The sequence below is a fragment of the Salinibacillus aidingensis genome (genome assembly GCF_055393355.1).
On the sequence record NZ_AP043759.1, the window covers coordinates 667244 to 681813 of the forward strand.

Here is a 14570-nt window from a genome sequence, read left to right on the forward strand (position 1 = left end):
GATGTGAGAAACGTATACCCGACGCAAACCGATTGATAAAATGATTAATCAGCCTGATACTTGATGATGGTAATACTTCTCATTTGACATCATACCATGTGGGGTATAAGATAATTCCAGTATATTAAATCTAATAGGAGAGAATCATGAGCATTGCCATCCTAGTTATCATCATATCATGGTTTTTCTATCGCAGGCATGTTCCTGTCCGAGGGGTCGGGAAGCTTCAACTTGATTCCTGTAAACAGGAGGGTGTTGCGATTGTAGATACCCGTGACTACCAAATATCATCAAGGGACAGGATTGATGAAGCCTGCTGTGTACCAGTGGCATATTTGAAACGGCATTATCAGGAAATTCCGAAACAAAGCGTTATTATTGTCGCATCAGATAGAATCGAAAAAAACTTAAGTGCCCGTATACTGAGAAAAAAAGGAATGCGGGTTATTGGATATTCATTAGTAAATAATGAGTAATAGACGGCAGGAGGACAGGCTGTCTTGCTGCAGGAAAAAAGATACGGAAGGAGGGGACGCCCATGGCAAAACAGGTTACCCCTGAAGAATTAGACAGACGCATCAAAAAAGGTGAAGAGGTCTATGTCATTGATGTCCGTGAAAACAATGAAGCAGCAACAGGAAAAATTCCAGGGGCCAAAAATATTCCTCTGGGTCAGTTAGCGGTACGTAAAACAGAATTAGACTCAGAGAAGGAATACGTGGTCGTGTGCCAGTCTGGAAATCGCAGTAAAGCCGCCTGTGGAATTTTGGGCGCATTAGGCTATAAAGTTGAGGATATGACAGGTGGTATGAACAACTGGCAAGGAGACACTGAATAAAGCCTTTTATTTTTCCGTTAATCATAGTTGAGAAAAGGAGTCATATCAATATGAAGCAATTATGGAGAAGCCTTTGACCATCGCAAAAACTCATGTTCCTGGCAGGAATAGTGTTTATCGTTGTATCCTTGATTACCAGAGTTACAGACTAACCTGAAGAATGTAAAGGATTAAGTGGGTGAAACATATACTTGAGGAAGAAAAAATTGGTGTTTTTTTGTCAGTTGATCATTAAGTTTTATCAGCCTAAAAGGAGGATGTTCATGTTTCATTATACGGTTGAAACGGACAGAACGATGGATGATGCCATTGCCGTATTGGAGGAAACATTGAAAGAAGAGAAATTTGGTGTGCTCTGGCAATTTGATATTAGAGAAAAGCTTCAGGCAAAAGGACTGGATTACAATCAGCCGTACAAGGTGTTGGAAGTATGTAACCCTTTTGAAGCTGAACGAGTTTTGACACAGAATCAAATGGTGGGCTATTTTCTCCCATGTAAGATTGTTGTGTATGAGGATGAGGGAAGAACAAACATCGGCCTGCCCAAACCAACTTCACTTATACAATTGGCCAATGATGATTCCCTTAAAGAGCTGGCTGGAGATATAGAAAGACGGTTAATCAGCTGCATCGATAAGAGTCTGGAATCTTCCTCATAATTTAAAAGAACGAAGAGGATCTGTGATAAATCCTTTTCGTTCTTTTTTGTCTTATAGATAAGGAGGGACCAGAAGAAGTTCAGCGTTTTTCCGGGCACTTTCATTAAATTTTCACAAACTTTTTTTATGATTCCTTTAATTGCATACATAAAACGGAGCGATAAAATGAAGAAGGGGATTATTGTTGTAGTACTGGTTGGAATGTTTGTCGGGCTGTTTATGATTTTACGAATTCAGCAGAAAATGCAAATCAGCCAACTGATGAAGCGACTTCAGAAAATGAAGGTAATGAAAAGGGTGGTTATAAAATTGTAAGTCAACCTGATTCTTCAGCAAAACAAGCTGATGCCCCAAAGCAGACAGGTAAAACAGGCTTAAATGTAGGGAATTTAGCACCTGATTTTGAACTGAAGACGTTGGATGGAGAAACTGTACAGTTATCTAATCTTCGTGGACAGCGGGTGATGCTGAATTTCTGGGCTTCCTGGTGTCCGCCATGGAGTGCGGAAATGCCGGATATGGAAAAGTTTTATCAGAATAAGGATGTAAAAATTTTAGCTGTGAACTTAACCCAGACAGAAAGTGGAATTCAGGATGTTAGAGATTTTGTGAAAGAATTTGATTTATCCTTTCCAATTCTGCTCGATCAGGAAAGCAATGTCGCTAACACCTATCAGATTCAGCCCATTCCAACTTCCTATATGATTGATTCTGAAGGTGTGATATCGTTTAAAACGTTAGGTGCCTTAAATTATGATCTTATGGTTCAGGAATTTGAAAAAATGCAATAAGGCCAGGTGCTTGTACCGCGTGTGAGGTGATTTATAGTGAAGCAAACCATTCTGGTAATTGAAGACGATTACATGATAAGAGAATTGATTTCAATATATTTAAAGAAAGCAGGGTATGAGGTTGTAGAAGCAGCAGATGGGGAAGAAGCAAAGGAAGCCTTTCTTACTCATCATCCCTGTTTACTGATTCTTGACTTAATGCTTCCGAAAATAAGCGGGGAAGAGCTGTGTACATGGGTAAGAGAGCAGGAACGCAATGAAGTTTCGATCATTATGCTGTCTGCTAAAGCCAGAATAAACGATAAGATTAAAGGTTTGAAGCTTGGTGCAGATGACTATTTGACAAAGCCTTTTGATCCAGACGAGTTAGTCGCACACGTGGAGGCCGTTTTACGAAGGACCGGTCAGTTCTGTCAAAAAATCACCTATGGCGGCTTGTGTATTAAACCTAGAAAGGGCGAAGTGATGCTGTATGATGAGTCGCTTAAGCTGACGAAGCATGAATTTCAACTACTCTATCATTTTATGGAGAATCCGAATGTTGTTCTGACAAGAGAAAACCTGATTCAGCAATTATATCCGCATGCTGATAAAACCGTGATGGACCGGACGGTTGATGCTCATATTAAAAAATTAAGGGAAAAAATCGAGGAAGATCCTTCTTCACCAAAACGGATTTGTACGGTAAGAGGAATGGGGTATAAATTTGTTCATGAATAAGTGGAAAAAAGTCAGGCTTCCAAGATGTTTATTAGGACGACTGACGCTAATAAATATTACCGTGGTTACAGCTTTCATTCTCCTGACCACCTGGGGAATTTATAATACCTCCTGTTTCCTTGTTGATGGTATCGGCACAATGAACCAAATGACACAGAAGCAATTTGAGTCTGCTCTTTTACAGTATCTCTGGATTTTCACCTTTACGACGATTGTCACCGGGAGCATGATTCATTTTTTTCTGACAAAAAAATTGACAGGTCCCCTAAGAAATTTAATAGATTCAACGAAAACTATGAAAGAAGGTCGATATCCGAGTCCTATTCAAAGGAGGTCAGAGGATGAAACAGGACAGCTTATTGACCACTTTAATGATATGGTTGAGCAATTAAAGAAAAATGAGCAACAACGAAAAAAATGGTCTCTGATATATCCCATGAACTAAGAACGCCATTAGCCAATTTAAACGGGTATTTAAATCCCCTGCATAATGGTATGATTGAAGGCCGTCCAAAGCTGTATAAAGCCCTCTATGAAGAGTCTGAACGTCTTAGTGGAATGCTGGAGCAGCTGGATAGGTTAAAGGAATGGGATGATATCAGTGGACAAACCTTTTCTGAACAGGAAAAAGTTAATATGAAAAGCATCATTGAACAAACGGTAGAGATGTTTCGCTGGGCGGCCAAAAAAGAGGGAATTCCAGTCGAACTTCAACTGGAGTCTCGTATGGTTCAGGTTCATCAGGAGGGCGTTGCACAGGTTTTAAATAATTTGCTGGACAATGCCATTCGCTACCATAAGGGTGGCGGCTCCATTATGGTTCAGGGAAAATGATCTGAATGTAAATACTATGATTCCTTTACGGGTCCGGGAGAAATCATTCCGGAACGAGAGCAGTCCCTCATTTTTGAACGGTTTTACCGTATTGATCCTTCCAGATCACGGGAATCAGGTGGGACAGGCCTTGGTCTAGCTATTTCAAAGGAAATCATAGAGCATCATCGTGGTCAAATAGGCGTTCATTCAGAAGGAAATATTCACACATTTTGGTTCACACTTCCACTCGAGAAGGGGTCATGAAATTTTATAAGTAATAGAAAAATATAATAAAATATGTCGAATTTTTTTGAAAATAGGCCTATTGGATGATGTCACGTTTGACGATCAGAGGTATATTACAGGGTGAATGGATGAATGGAGTAGTGTCTGTACAATTCATTTATCATGAAAGGGCAAATCTATCTGAAAAGAAGGGGCGCAAAGTTACAGGCCTAAGGTGTACAAACTATGGTGGCTGGACTGCTGATGATACAAGCACGACTGACAAGCCGTGCTAAGTTTCTTCAAAAATGATAAGGAGGATTTATAATGAATAATCAGTTATTTCTAAACGGGAAATCTCGTAACTTATTAGTAGCGTTGCTTATGGCGGCTGTATTTGTTTTTGCATTCGGACTCAGTGCTGCACAAGCTGAGGAAGGAGAAGAAACAGATACAACAGAGACGGAAACAACAGCGGATACAGAAGAGACCGGGGAAGCACCGTCCTCAGAAGAAAATACTTCCACAGATGAAGAGAAGTCTGAAGAAGAGGGTTCTGAGACAAGTGAGGAGACGGACACAAATACAGAGGAGGATTCCTCGTTACTGCCTGGCGATCTCTTCTATTTCACGAAGAAAATGATGGAAAACATTCGTCTTGCATTAACATTTGATGATACAGAAAAAGCGGAATTATTGGCAACATATGCGGAAGAGCGTATTAAAGAAGCAGAAGCTCTTTTTGCGAACGGCGAAAAAGAAATGGCTGAAAAGACCCTTGAAGAAGCATTAGCTAAGCAGGAAAAGGCTATGGCTAAATATGAGGAAAGTCAGTCAGAAGAAGAGAATAATACAGATGAAAATGTAGAAGAAGTGGATGATGAAGCAGAAGAAGAAGGCAGTGAAACCGAAGAAGGTACAAAAGAGGAAACGACTGAAGAAAATGGCGAGGAAACAACAGGGGATTCAGTAGATTCCATTCGTTCAGAGCTTGAAGAGAAGTTTTCTGCAAATATTGAAGCTTTAACTGCTGCACTAGAAAAAGTAAGCAATCCGCGAGCGAAAGCAGCTTTACAAAAAAATATTGCCAAAGCACAGAAAAAGCTTGAGTGGAAAGTGGACAAAGAGCTGGCTAAATTGGGCTTAGACAGTGAGGACGAGGAAACTGAATCTGAAGAAGGAACTACATCTGATGAAGAATCAGAAGGAACCGACTCTGAGGAAAATACTGAAGAAGCTGGTAAAGAAGAAGTTGAACAGGTAGCCTTGAAATCAAAAGACACTGAGGAAGCTGAAGAGGATGAGGCTGCAGAAGAAGAGCAGGAAGAAACAGAAGATAAAAACGAAGCAGCTAAAGAAAAGAAAGAAAGAGCTCAAGATAAAGCTGAGGAAAAGCGTGAACGAGCTCAGGAAAAAGCTGAAGAGAAGCGTGAGAAAGCCAAAGAACGCGCTGAAAAGAAAAATAATGGAAAAGGAAATCATCCTGGAAAGGGTAATAATGGAAAGCATAACTAATCCAGGTAAAGCGGCCAAATCACTATGGTGGTTTGGCTTTTTTTATGGTGATCATTCAAAGCCTGCCTTTACTCGAATTGAGCTATGTGTATTAGATGAATGAGCCGAGACTGGTGAAGGTTATTGATTAATAAGGGAAAGTGACTGATGTTGATACAGAACTGGCTGATAAATGAACGAAATGGACTGATAAACTCGTGCACCAGATTGATAAATCCATAAAATCTCAACTCCGGAAAAATGTCGGTCTGCCCCTCTAACCCCTGATCCTCCCCAAGAAACGCCGGGAAACCCAGATTAAATCATTTAATCGGTACTTATCGAAAAATTCAGGTGATTTTATGACGAAATGGACGTTGCTTAAATCGTCATACTCCCCTAAGGTTAATAAAGTATTTGAAATCGAACAGCTTCAAATACATACTATATAACGACTAAGGAGTATCAAAAAACATGTGTGGAATTTTTGCTATGACAGGAGGAATGGCTGAATCTTTAATGACTGAAGTGTTAAACAGTATGCGTCATCGTGGACCTGATGAAGGGAGCGATGTAAAACTGGAGAATTTTCACTTAGGTCATCAGCGCCTGTCTATTATTGGTTTAGAAGATGGAATTCAGCCTATTAAAAATGAAAATGGATCGAAATGGATTGTATGTAACGGGGAGATCTATAATTATCTTCAGCTTAAAGAAGAGCTTAAAGAGAAAGCTACCTTTTTAACGAAATCCGACAGTGAAGTTGTGCTAAAAATGTATGAGCAGGAAGGTGCCAAAGGGGTCGAGAAGCTGGACGGGATGTTTGCCTTTTTTATAGCAGATGAGGCGAATGACACCTTCCTGGCAGCCCGTGACACCCTTGGGATTAAGCCTCTGTATTATGGAAAAGACGACAAGGGCCAATTCGTGTTTTCCTCTGAACTGAAAACCTTATATCTTGTCACGGATGAAGTACGTGAATTTCCAGCCGGGCATTATTATACCCCGGAAACAGGTTTTGTCTGTTATCGTAAAATAGCAGAGCCGAAGCAGAGCGAAATGCTTTCGGATCAATCGTTGGAGGTCATGACAAACAAGATTAAAGATCAGCTTACGAATGCCGTGAAAAAGCGTCTCCTGGCAGATGTTGAGGTAGGTGTACTATTAAGTGGAGGACTGGACAGCAGCCTGATTTCCGCGATTGCCACAAAGCTTCATCAAGGGGAGAAGCCTGTGAAATCCTTCTGTGTGGGTTCTGAAAATAGTGAGGATTTAATGCGTGCCCGTGAAGTAGCAGAAGCGATTGGAACCGAGCATTATGAGTATGTATACACGAAAGAAGAATTAATTGAGGTACTGCCAAAAGTAATCTATCATTTGGAATCTTTTGAGCCATCCCTTGTTCGCAGTGCTTTGCCTAACTACTTTGTATCCCAGCTCGCCGCAGAGCATGTAAAAGTAATTCTGTCCGGAGAAGGGGCGGATGAACTTTTCGCCGGTTATGACTACCTGAAGGATTTTCAGGATGATCAAGGTTTAAATCAAGAGATTATCCGAATTATAAATTCCCTCCACAATATAAATTTACAGAGGGCAGATCGTATGAGTATGGCTCATTCCCTTGAACTTAGGGTGCCATTCTTAGACTTGGATTTAATAAAGGATGCTTTATTCATACCGGCTCAATCAAAGCTTCATACAGACGAGCATATGGAAAAATGGATCCTTAGAAAGTCCTTTGATGGTCTGCTTCCAGAATCGATTTTATGGCGGAAGAAAGAGGAGTTTTCAGCAGGAAGCGGGGCTTTGGATATTTTAGAGGAGCATGCTAATAAAGTGATTTCAGACCATGAATTTCATGCATTGAATGCTGAAGCACCTGTTAAACTGCGCAGTAAACAGGAATGCCTTTGCTTCAAAATTTATAAGGAAATCTTCCCGGAAAAATCAGCATTGGAAGTTATGGGACGCTGGGCAACAGCTTAAGGAACTTTTCCAAAAAGTGCAGGAGCTCCTGCACTTTTTTAATAGGTAAAAAGATGCATTTTTCATACTTTCGTTGGAATAAACAGGAATAAAATCATGTTGTTATTTTTTTCTATCATGATATAACATAGTTGGAAGGTTATATGAAAATGTTGGAGGAAGAGGGGTTTTATGGTTGGTTATGACAAACAAATTTGGGGTTTTGTGTTTATCTCTTTTTATGGTCATGTTTTTAATGGCCTGTGGCAATCATTCTGAAGAAGATGCCAGTGCCAGTGAAGATGAAAAGAAACAGTCGGAGGAGCAGGATACTGAAAAGAATGAGGAACAGAAAAAGGATGAAGACAAAGAGGAAAAGTCTGAAGAGGATGAGGAATCCGGGGATGTATCCTTTGAAGTTCAGCAATCAGCTCCAGAGGACCAAGGGGAAATGGAAGTATGGCTTGAGGGTGACTTCACCATTAAGAATAAGGTAGTCACAGTCAATGGAACGACAAATTTATTGCCGGAATCTGAGCTTTACCTTGATTTTGACTGGCAAGATGGCTCTATTATCGGTGGATATACCCGGACACGAGTAAACGGTAATGGCGTTTTTAAACTTGAGAAGGAACTCCCCAATGATGTAGAAGGAATCATTCACACCGAATTAAGCTTTGATATGTCCAAACAGGATGAAGAAATTCAGGAGCACTATGGCGATAAACTCGCCGGGCACTTTTTGCGGTATGAGACAGGAACAGAAGAAGAAACCTACAGAAAAGCTTCTTTCCAGAAAACGATTGAATTGGATGATAAAGAGCAGTCTTTCTCTATCGAGGAGCCAAGATGGAAGATCCCTGAAAATTCCGGAAATCCTGAGGTTGAGCTCGAACCTTCTATCGAAAAGAAAGGAAAATATGTGGTGGTGACCCTGGAAAGCAATTTGATTGGCGGTGCCTATGTTCGTGCCGATACAGAAATTCCAAACTACATTACATCAGGATACTACGATGATGGCTATACCAATCCGGATGGTTCCGCTACGTTTTACATCCGGGATCCTGAGCGGGAAATGGATGATATCAGTGAGTATGAAATTATGATCAGTATGGACCCGACACATCATAATAATGGTGCTCATGTAAAGGATGCCTATGGCAAGAATGGTGAAAAGCTAAGCGGTGAGTACCTTCGCAAAGATCATGAGGATAAACAGACCATTGAACAAACGTTAACCGTCACAGCAGAATAAGAGATAAAAAAAGGACAGATGGATATCCGATTTTGGATTCCCTCTCTGTCCTTTTTGTATCGAACTCAAAACATATTCTCAGCTTTTTATTCGTTTTCTATAATATTTCCAGTACCATTTTTCAAACTCCTGTGCTGGCAGTGCACGACTGTAAAAAAAGCCTTGGCCATATATTCCTCTACTCATCAGCAATTCAAGCTGCTCGGCTGTTTCCACACCTTCGACAACCACTTTTGCTTTTAATACCTTTCCAATTTTAATGATGGTTTTCAGCAATGAATGAACACGCTTGCTTTCTAAAGCATCATTTAAAAAACGCTGATCAATTTTTAATTCATCCATTTCAATGTCTTTAATCATACTTAATGAAGAGTAGCCGACACCAAAATCATCAATCGAAATGCCAATACCAAGCTGTCGCAGTTCATCAATATTTTCCTTCGCGTCCTCATAGAATAATAGCGCTGACTCGGTAATTTCCAGAGTTAAAAGTTCCGGGGTCATCTGTTCATCCAATAAAATTTCTTTTAGACGGGGAATAAAGCTTGGATTCATGATTTGCTTTGTCGAAATGTTAACGGATATCGGGAATGGCTCCAGGCCATGAGCGCGAAATTCTTTAGAATGTCTGCAGGCTTGCCGAATGACCCATTCCCCAATAGGGATGATAAGTCCAGTTTCCTCTGCAATGGGAATAAATTCACCGGGACTGATATAACCAAGGTCATTTTCCCATCGCAGCAGTGCCTCAGCCCCTGCCAGAGCACTGGTGGATAAATCAATCTGGGGCTGGTAATGGACAGCTAGTTCACCGTTCTCAATGGCTTTGTGCAGGCGGGTTTCCACCATGATTTTCCGTTTCATTTTCTGGTTTAATTCATCATCGTAAAATTTATAATTGTTTTTTCCGCTTTCCTTTGCCAGGTACATAGCGAAATCAGCTTTTTCAATTAACGATTCTGCCTTTTCTTCTGCCACCGGACACATGGTGATGCCAATACTCGGGGTGGAGAAGATTTCATTTCCGTCGACAATAAAAGGGTGATTCATCTGATTAATAATACGTTCTGCAATTTCCTTCACTTCCTGCTCATCTGCGTCCTCAATGAGAACTAAAAATTCATCCCCGCCCTGCCTTGAGACTATATCGTTTTTTCGGATGCAAGACTGCAATCGATCTGACATTTGAATGAGGAGTCGATCTCCTACGCGATGTCCCAGAGTGTCATTGACCCGTTTGAAATTATCAAAGTCAATAAACATAATACCTATTGAAATATTATTTTTTCTTGATGATACAAGAGTTGCTTCCAAATAGTTCTGGAACCAGTTTCGATTCGGCAGACCTGTTAACGAATCGTTATAGGCCATTTTGTTCATGACTTCCTCGGTTTCCTTTTCGCTCGTCACATCAAATACGACTCCGTCTACTCTTACGACCTCTCCGGCATGATTGAAGACAGGTGTTCCACGATCTTCAATCCAGCGTGTCTGCTTGTCAGGACGGATAATTCGGTAGACGACCTTTGTTTTTCTGCCTCTCTTCTGCTTTTGCAGGGCGTCTGTTAAGATTTCGTAATCATCAGGATGGATAGATTCGAACAAGATATGTGGATTTTGTTCAAATTCTTTACGTGTAACTCCATAAATATTGGCATTTCCCTCAGATACAGTTATTTCACCCGTTTTAAGATTCCTCGTCCATAACGTAATATCATTATTATCAAAAATCTCCCGGATATTTTTCTCATTTTTCTTCATCTTCCCCGCCAGATAACCAATCAAAATGGAAGTCACAAAGGCCATTGAGTTAATAAATAAGGCTCTGATCAATTGGTTTGGAGTAAGGGAACTGAACGTCTGAAAATCAACGCTAATCCGTAGCGTCAGTATGATAAGAAGAGAGAAGATGCCACCGAATAACCCTAAGTGATAGGAAAACAAGGATACAGATATCAGGTTCATTAACCAGAAAATCCCTGTATTTAAATGGGGAGAATAAAATTCAATTCCAAGCGCCAACAGGAAAATAATCGTACTAATCATCCATACATAATATAGAATTTGCTTAAGGTTGTATCTGCTCATTGAAGTCACCTGCTACTACGTATGTATTCTTTAATCTTTTCTGAATAGTAATCCGATACTATTAAACCATTTTTGCACCTAAATAAAAAGTCCTAATCGGTATTGGGAAAAAATCCTATATTATATAAAGTTCGGTGCCCCCTTACCATTTACCAGTAAATACCTGACTGAGCCCCATCTTATATGAGGCTTTTTTCATGTATAATAGAAAAATAGACATCGCGAAAAAAGGGGAGAGGATTTTGAAAAAGAGACGCTGGATAAAAATAGGGATAAGTCTGCTTATTACGCTGTTAATCATAAATATTATTGCCAGTATTTATTTTTATAATCTGGCCATTGATCGTGACTTCCCCAAAGATTTTCTAAATGGAAATGATGATTTAGAGGTGTCCGGGGAAGCGATGGAGGTTATGCTTGATGGAGGCTGGCGCGATTGGGTAGCCGATCAGAATTTTGACAGCTGGAAAATGGAATCCTTTGATGGGCTCAAGTTGCAGGGCTATTTTCTGGAGGCCGAGGAACCTTCAGATAAAACCGTCGTATTTGCCCATGGTTATTTGGGAAATGGGAGCCAGATGGGATTGTTTGGCCAGTATTACTATGAGGAATTAGGGTATAATATGTTTACCGCTGACATGCGTGGTCACGGAAACAGTGAGGGAGATTACATAGGCTTTGGCTGGCATGACCGGCTGGACTATGTCGACTGGGTTCATAGAGTCATAGAGGAATTAGGCCCGGATACAGAAATTGTATTGCATGGTGTATCGATGGGAGCTGCAGCTGTGTTAATGGCAAGTGGTGAAGAATTGCCGGATAATGTAAAGGCTATTGTAGCTGATAGTCCTTACACAAGTGTGTATGGTTTATTTGATTATCAGATGGAGCGCATGTTTCATCTTCCGGACATTCCTGTCTTGCCAAGCACAAGCCTTGTCACAAATATACGGGCTGATTATTCATTAAAGGAAGCTTCTGCATTAAAACAGGTTCAGAAAGCAGATGTGCCGATTTTATACATCCATGGTAATGACGATGCCTTCGTTCCAACCCGAATGTCCAGAAAGCTGTATGAGAATACAAAGAGTAAGGCGGAGTTCGTCACATTTGACGGATCAAGTCATGGAGAGGCTTTTGTTATTCATAAAGAGGAATACGTTGCTGAGTTAAACGATTTTCTGAATATGTATGTAGATGGCTAAGTCTATTTTACCAGAAGAATCTATGTTAAAATTTATATAAAAAATGTGATATCATTTGTCAAATAAGACATATCATGATAGTTTTTAAGTACATATGTGTTTTTTGCATAGTACTGTCAAGTTTTATACAGAAGAAAGCGTTTGTGAAAGACGCCTTAGAATGAAAATGATGAAAAATGGAGGGAATTTTTCGTGAATATTATTGTAGCTGGCGGAGATGGCTTCTGTGGGTGGCCAACTGCCCTTTACTTATCAAAACAGGGACATGATGTATCCATTTTAGACAACGAAGTAAGAAGAAAAATTGATGATGAACTTCATTCCAACTCTGTCACACCCATCTCTTCCCTGGAAGAAAGAGTGGACAAGTGGAAGGAGTTAACCGGTAAAGAAATTCGTACATATATCGGTGACCTTAACCATTATGATTTTCTCCGGGAAGTATTGAAAAAAGAACAGCCGGATGCATTCGTTCATTTTGCTGAACAGCGCTCTGCTCCTTATTCCATGATTGACCGCGAACATGCGGTTTATACACAGACAAACAATGTTGTAGGTAACTTAAATGTATTATATGGAATTCGTGAAATTGTACCTGATTGTCACCTGATTAAATTAGGGACCATGGGTGAATACGGTACACCGAACATTCCTATTGAAGAAGGTTTCATTGAAATTGAACATAAAGGTCGCAAGGATGTTCTTCCATATCCAAAACAGCCAGGTTCCTTCTACCACCTTTCAAAGGTACATGACAGTCATAACATTATGTTTGCCTGCAAAATCTGGGGAATTCGCGCGACTGATTTGAACCAGGGAATTGTGTACGGCCTTGAGACGGATGAAACAAAAATGGATCCGCTACTAACTAATCGTCTGGATTACGATGATGTATATGGTACAGCCTTAAATCGCTTTATTATTCAGTCTACAATTGGTCACGACTTAACCGTTTATGGCCAGGGTGGACAAACCCGCGGATTCCTGAATATTAAGGATACTGTACGCTGCATTGAAATTGCTGCGGAAAATCCGGCCGATAAAGGGGAATTCCGTGTATTTAACCAGTTTACTGAGGAATTTTCTGTATTGGATCTTGCCAAACTAGTACAAAAGGTAGCGAAAGAAGAAGGATTCGGCACAGATATCGCTCATCTGGAAAATCCACGTGTAGAACTGGAAGACCATTTCTTCCAGGCTGAAAATACGAAGCTGAAGGATCTTGGGTTAGAGCCACATTTACTGACAGAAGACGTTGTGCGTGACATCCTGAAGGCAGTTGTGGATCACAAGGATCGTGTGATCAAAGAGAATGTGCTTCCTCAAGTATCCTGGACTTAAAAACAAGGAAGTGTCTTTCATGAAAATTGCCATTGTAACGGAGACGTTTCTCCCTTCTACAGATGGAATTGTAACGAGACTGACTGCCTGTATTCGTTACTTCTTGCAGGAAGGACATGATGTACGCATTATTGCACCCGATCTTGGTGTATATGAGTTTGAAGGAGCAAAAGTTGAAGGGGTTCCAGCGCGGACCCTTCCTTTTTATCGTTCCAAGAAGTTTTCCCTGCCTACCCGAAAGGTTAAGAAGCTTTTGGCAGATTATGATCCTGATGTTGTCCATGTAGTGAATCCGGCATTGGTCGGTTATTCAGGAATTAAGTATGCAAGGCAGCTGGGATACCCACTGGTTGCTTCCTACCATACCAATATCGCCCAATATCTGGATTATTACAGGCTTTCTCCATTTAAAGGCCTTATCTGGTGGTATTTCCGCAAGCTTCATAACCAGGCAGACTTAAATCTCTGTACATCCAAAACCGTTCAGGATGAGCTGATTGACCTCGATTTTTACAATGTTCATGTATGGAAACGCGGGGTCGATACGGAAATGTTTCAGCCTAAACGTTATGATGAAGAGATGCGTGAGCGTTTAACAAATGGACAAAAGGATAAAATATTATTACTGTTTGTTGGCAGACTTGCTGCTGAAAAAGAAATTGAAAAGATAAAAACCGTTTTAGATGAATCTGATGACTTTGTTTTGGCAGTGGTAGGGGATGGTCCGCATCGCGATACACTGGAAAACCATTTTGAGGGAACAAACACAGTTTTTACCGGATTTTTACACGGAGAAGAACTGGCGAAAGCATTTGCTTCTTCAGATGTATTTGTCTTTCCTTCCACAACTGAGACACTTGGGCTTGTCATTATGGAAGCCATGGCATCAGGACTGCCGCTTGTTGCTGCCAAAAGTGGACCGACATGTGAGCAAATTGAGGATGGCAAAACAGGTTTATTATATGAACCGGAGAAGTCCATGAACTTTAAAGAGACCGTTTTACAGTTCAAGGATGAAACGCTGCGAAAACGCCTGGCTGTATCTGCCCATGAGGAAATTAAGGAACTTGGATGGACAGGTGCTGCCGATCAAGTGTTACAATTTTATAAGGAAGTAGCAGGAGTCGATGAGAAGCTGAATCAGGAGCAATCATAAAATAAGTCATTGAACAT

At 40.5% G+C, this 14570-nt stretch carries 16 protein-coding genes and 1 riboswitch; of the genes, 15 read left to right on the forward strand and 1 reads right to left on the reverse strand.

The genetic code is table 11. From position 1 onward, the window contains the following. Positions 1-146 precede the first annotated feature (146 nt). From ACZ5OK_RS03715 to ACZ5OK_RS03770, 12 genes are all read left to right on the forward strand, one after another. The gene (locus tag ACZ5OK_RS03715) at positions 147-476 is read left to right on the forward strand and encodes a rhodanese-like domain-containing protein (RefSeq protein WP_343839324.1); all 330 of its coding nucleotides are present in this window, start codon (positions 147-149) and stop codon (positions 474-476) included. A gap of 62 nt (positions 477-538) precedes the next feature. After that, positions 539-838: a rhodanese-like domain-containing protein gene (locus ACZ5OK_RS03720; protein WP_343839326.1), complete on the forward strand. Its 300-nt coding sequence runs from the start codon at positions 539-541 to the stop codon at positions 836-838. Positions 839-1101: 263 nt separating this feature from the next. Further along, entirely contained in the window at positions 1102-1497 is a 396-nt protein-coding gene (locus tag ACZ5OK_RS03725; protein ID WP_343839328.1) for a DUF302 domain-containing protein, read from the forward strand. A 165-nt stretch (positions 1498-1662) separates the two neighbouring features. Then, a complete protein-coding gene (locus tag ACZ5OK_RS03730) occupies positions 1663-1812 on the forward strand; it encodes a hypothetical protein (RefSeq protein ID WP_343839330.1) in 150 nt (49 codons plus the stop codon). A 101-nt stretch (positions 1813-1913) separates the two neighbouring features. Continuing rightward, positions 1914-2288, forward strand: coding sequence for a TlpA disulfide reductase family protein (locus tag ACZ5OK_RS03735; RefSeq protein ID WP_343839333.1), 375 nt, complete (start codon positions 1914-1916; stop codon positions 2286-2288). A gap of 36 nt (positions 2289-2324) precedes the next feature. Continuing rightward, the gene (locus ACZ5OK_RS03740) at positions 2325-3008 is read left to right on the forward strand and encodes a response regulator transcription factor (protein WP_343839336.1); all 684 of its coding nucleotides are present in this window, start codon (positions 2325-2327) and stop codon (positions 3006-3008) included. Beyond that, a complete protein-coding gene (locus ACZ5OK_RS03745; protein WP_343839340.1) occupies positions 3001-3453 on the forward strand; it encodes a HAMP domain-containing protein in 453 nt (150 codons plus the stop codon). The genes ACZ5OK_RS03740 and ACZ5OK_RS03745 overlap by 8 nt, the downstream gene beginning before the upstream one ends. Beyond that, a complete protein-coding gene (locus tag ACZ5OK_RS03750) occupies positions 3426-3842 on the forward strand; it encodes a HAMP domain-containing sensor histidine kinase (protein ID WP_343839342.1) in 417 nt (138 codons plus the stop codon). The genes ACZ5OK_RS03745 and ACZ5OK_RS03750 overlap by 28 nt, the downstream gene beginning before the upstream one ends. A gap of 90 nt (positions 3843-3932) precedes the next feature. Further along, complete coding sequence (locus ACZ5OK_RS03755; RefSeq protein WP_343840254.1) at positions 3933-4088, forward strand: ATP-binding protein; 156 nt, start codon at positions 3933-3935, stop codon at positions 4086-4088. Positions 4089-4229: 141 nt separating this feature from the next. Further along, positions 4230-4315, forward strand: a riboswitch (cyclic di-GMP riboswitch). Positions 4316-4376: 61 nt separating this feature from the next. Further along, a complete protein-coding gene (locus ACZ5OK_RS03760; protein WP_343839344.1) occupies positions 4377-5564 on the forward strand; it encodes a DUF5667 domain-containing protein in 1188 nt (395 codons plus the stop codon). Positions 5565-6017: 453 nt separating this feature from the next. Then, on the forward strand, positions 6018-7529 hold the full coding sequence (gene asnB, locus ACZ5OK_RS03765) for an asparagine synthase B (protein ID WP_343839348.1): 1512 nt from the start codon (positions 6018-6020) through the stop codon (positions 7527-7529). Positions 7530-7710: 181 nt separating this feature from the next. After that, positions 7711-8763 (forward strand): hypothetical protein, encoded by a 1053-nt coding sequence (locus ACZ5OK_RS03770; RefSeq protein ID WP_343839350.1) that lies wholly within the window; start codon positions 7711-7713, stop codon positions 8761-8763. A 78-nt stretch (positions 8764-8841) separates the two neighbouring features. Here the strand turns inward: ACZ5OK_RS03770 and ACZ5OK_RS03775 are convergent, their stop codons facing one another. Beyond that, entirely contained in the window at positions 8842-10851 is a 2010-nt protein-coding gene (locus ACZ5OK_RS03775; RefSeq protein WP_343839352.1) for a putative bifunctional diguanylate cyclase/phosphodiesterase, read from the reverse strand. A gap of 239 nt (positions 10852-11090) precedes the next feature. Between ACZ5OK_RS03775 and ACZ5OK_RS03780 the strand changes: the two genes are divergently transcribed. The 3 genes from ACZ5OK_RS03780 to ACZ5OK_RS03790 all read left to right on the forward strand — a co-directional run bounded on the left by ACZ5OK_RS03780 (position 11091) and on the right by ACZ5OK_RS03790 (position 14553). Then, a complete protein-coding gene (locus tag ACZ5OK_RS03780; RefSeq protein WP_343840256.1) occupies positions 11091-12056 on the forward strand; it encodes an alpha/beta hydrolase in 966 nt (321 codons plus the stop codon). A gap of 192 nt (positions 12057-12248) precedes the next feature. Then, positions 12249-13397, forward strand: coding sequence for an NAD-dependent epimerase/dehydratase family protein (locus tag ACZ5OK_RS03785; protein ID WP_343839355.1), 1149 nt, complete (start codon positions 12249-12251; stop codon positions 13395-13397). Positions 13398-13416: 19 nt separating this feature from the next. Next, positions 13417-14553 carry a glycosyltransferase family 4 protein gene (locus ACZ5OK_RS03790; protein ID WP_343839357.1) on the forward strand — a complete coding sequence of 379 codons (1137 nt, stop codon included), beginning with the start codon at positions 13417-13419 and terminating at the stop codon, positions 14551-14553. Positions 14554-14570 lie beyond the last annotated feature (17 nt).

Excerpts from the sequence above, each read along its gene's own strand:
- ACZ5OK_RS03715 (WP_343839324.1), top strand. The coding sequence starts at position 147 with ATGAGCATTGCCATCCTAGTTATCATCATATCATGGTTTTTCTATCGC.
- ACZ5OK_RS03720 (WP_343839326.1), top strand. The coding sequence starts at position 539 with ATGGCAAAACAGGTTACCCCTGAAGAATTAGACAGACGCATCAAAAAA.
- ACZ5OK_RS03725 (WP_343839328.1), top strand. The coding sequence starts at position 1,102 with ATGTTTCATTATACGGTTGAAACGGACAGAACGATGGATGATGCCATT.
- ACZ5OK_RS03730 (WP_343839330.1), top strand. The coding sequence starts at position 1,663 with ATGAAGAAGGGGATTATTGTTGTAGTACTGGTTGGAATGTTTGTCGGG.
- ACZ5OK_RS03745 (WP_343839340.1), top strand. The coding sequence starts at position 3,001 with ATGAATAAGTGGAAAAAAGTCAGGCTTCCAAGATGTTTATTAGGACGA.
- ACZ5OK_RS03750 (WP_343839342.1), top strand. The coding sequence starts at position 3,426 with ATGGTCTCTGATATATCCCATGAACTAAGAACGCCATTAGCCAATTTA.
- ACZ5OK_RS03760 (WP_343839344.1), top strand. The coding sequence starts at position 4,377 with ATGAATAATCAGTTATTTCTAAACGGGAAATCTCGTAACTTATTAGTA.
- asnB (WP_343839348.1), top strand. The coding sequence starts at position 6,018 with ATGTGTGGAATTTTTGCTATGACAGGAGGAATGGCTGAATCTTTAATG.
- ACZ5OK_RS03770 (WP_343839350.1), top strand. The coding sequence starts at position 7,711 with ATGACAAACAAATTTGGGGTTTTGTGTTTATCTCTTTTTATGGTCATG.
- ACZ5OK_RS03775 (WP_343839352.1), bottom strand. The coding sequence starts at position 10,851 with ATGAGCAGATACAACCTTAAGCAAATTCTATATTATGTATGGATGATT.
- ACZ5OK_RS03790 (WP_343839357.1), top strand. The coding sequence starts at position 13,417 with ATGAAAATTGCCATTGTAACGGAGACGTTTCTCCCTTCTACAGATGGA.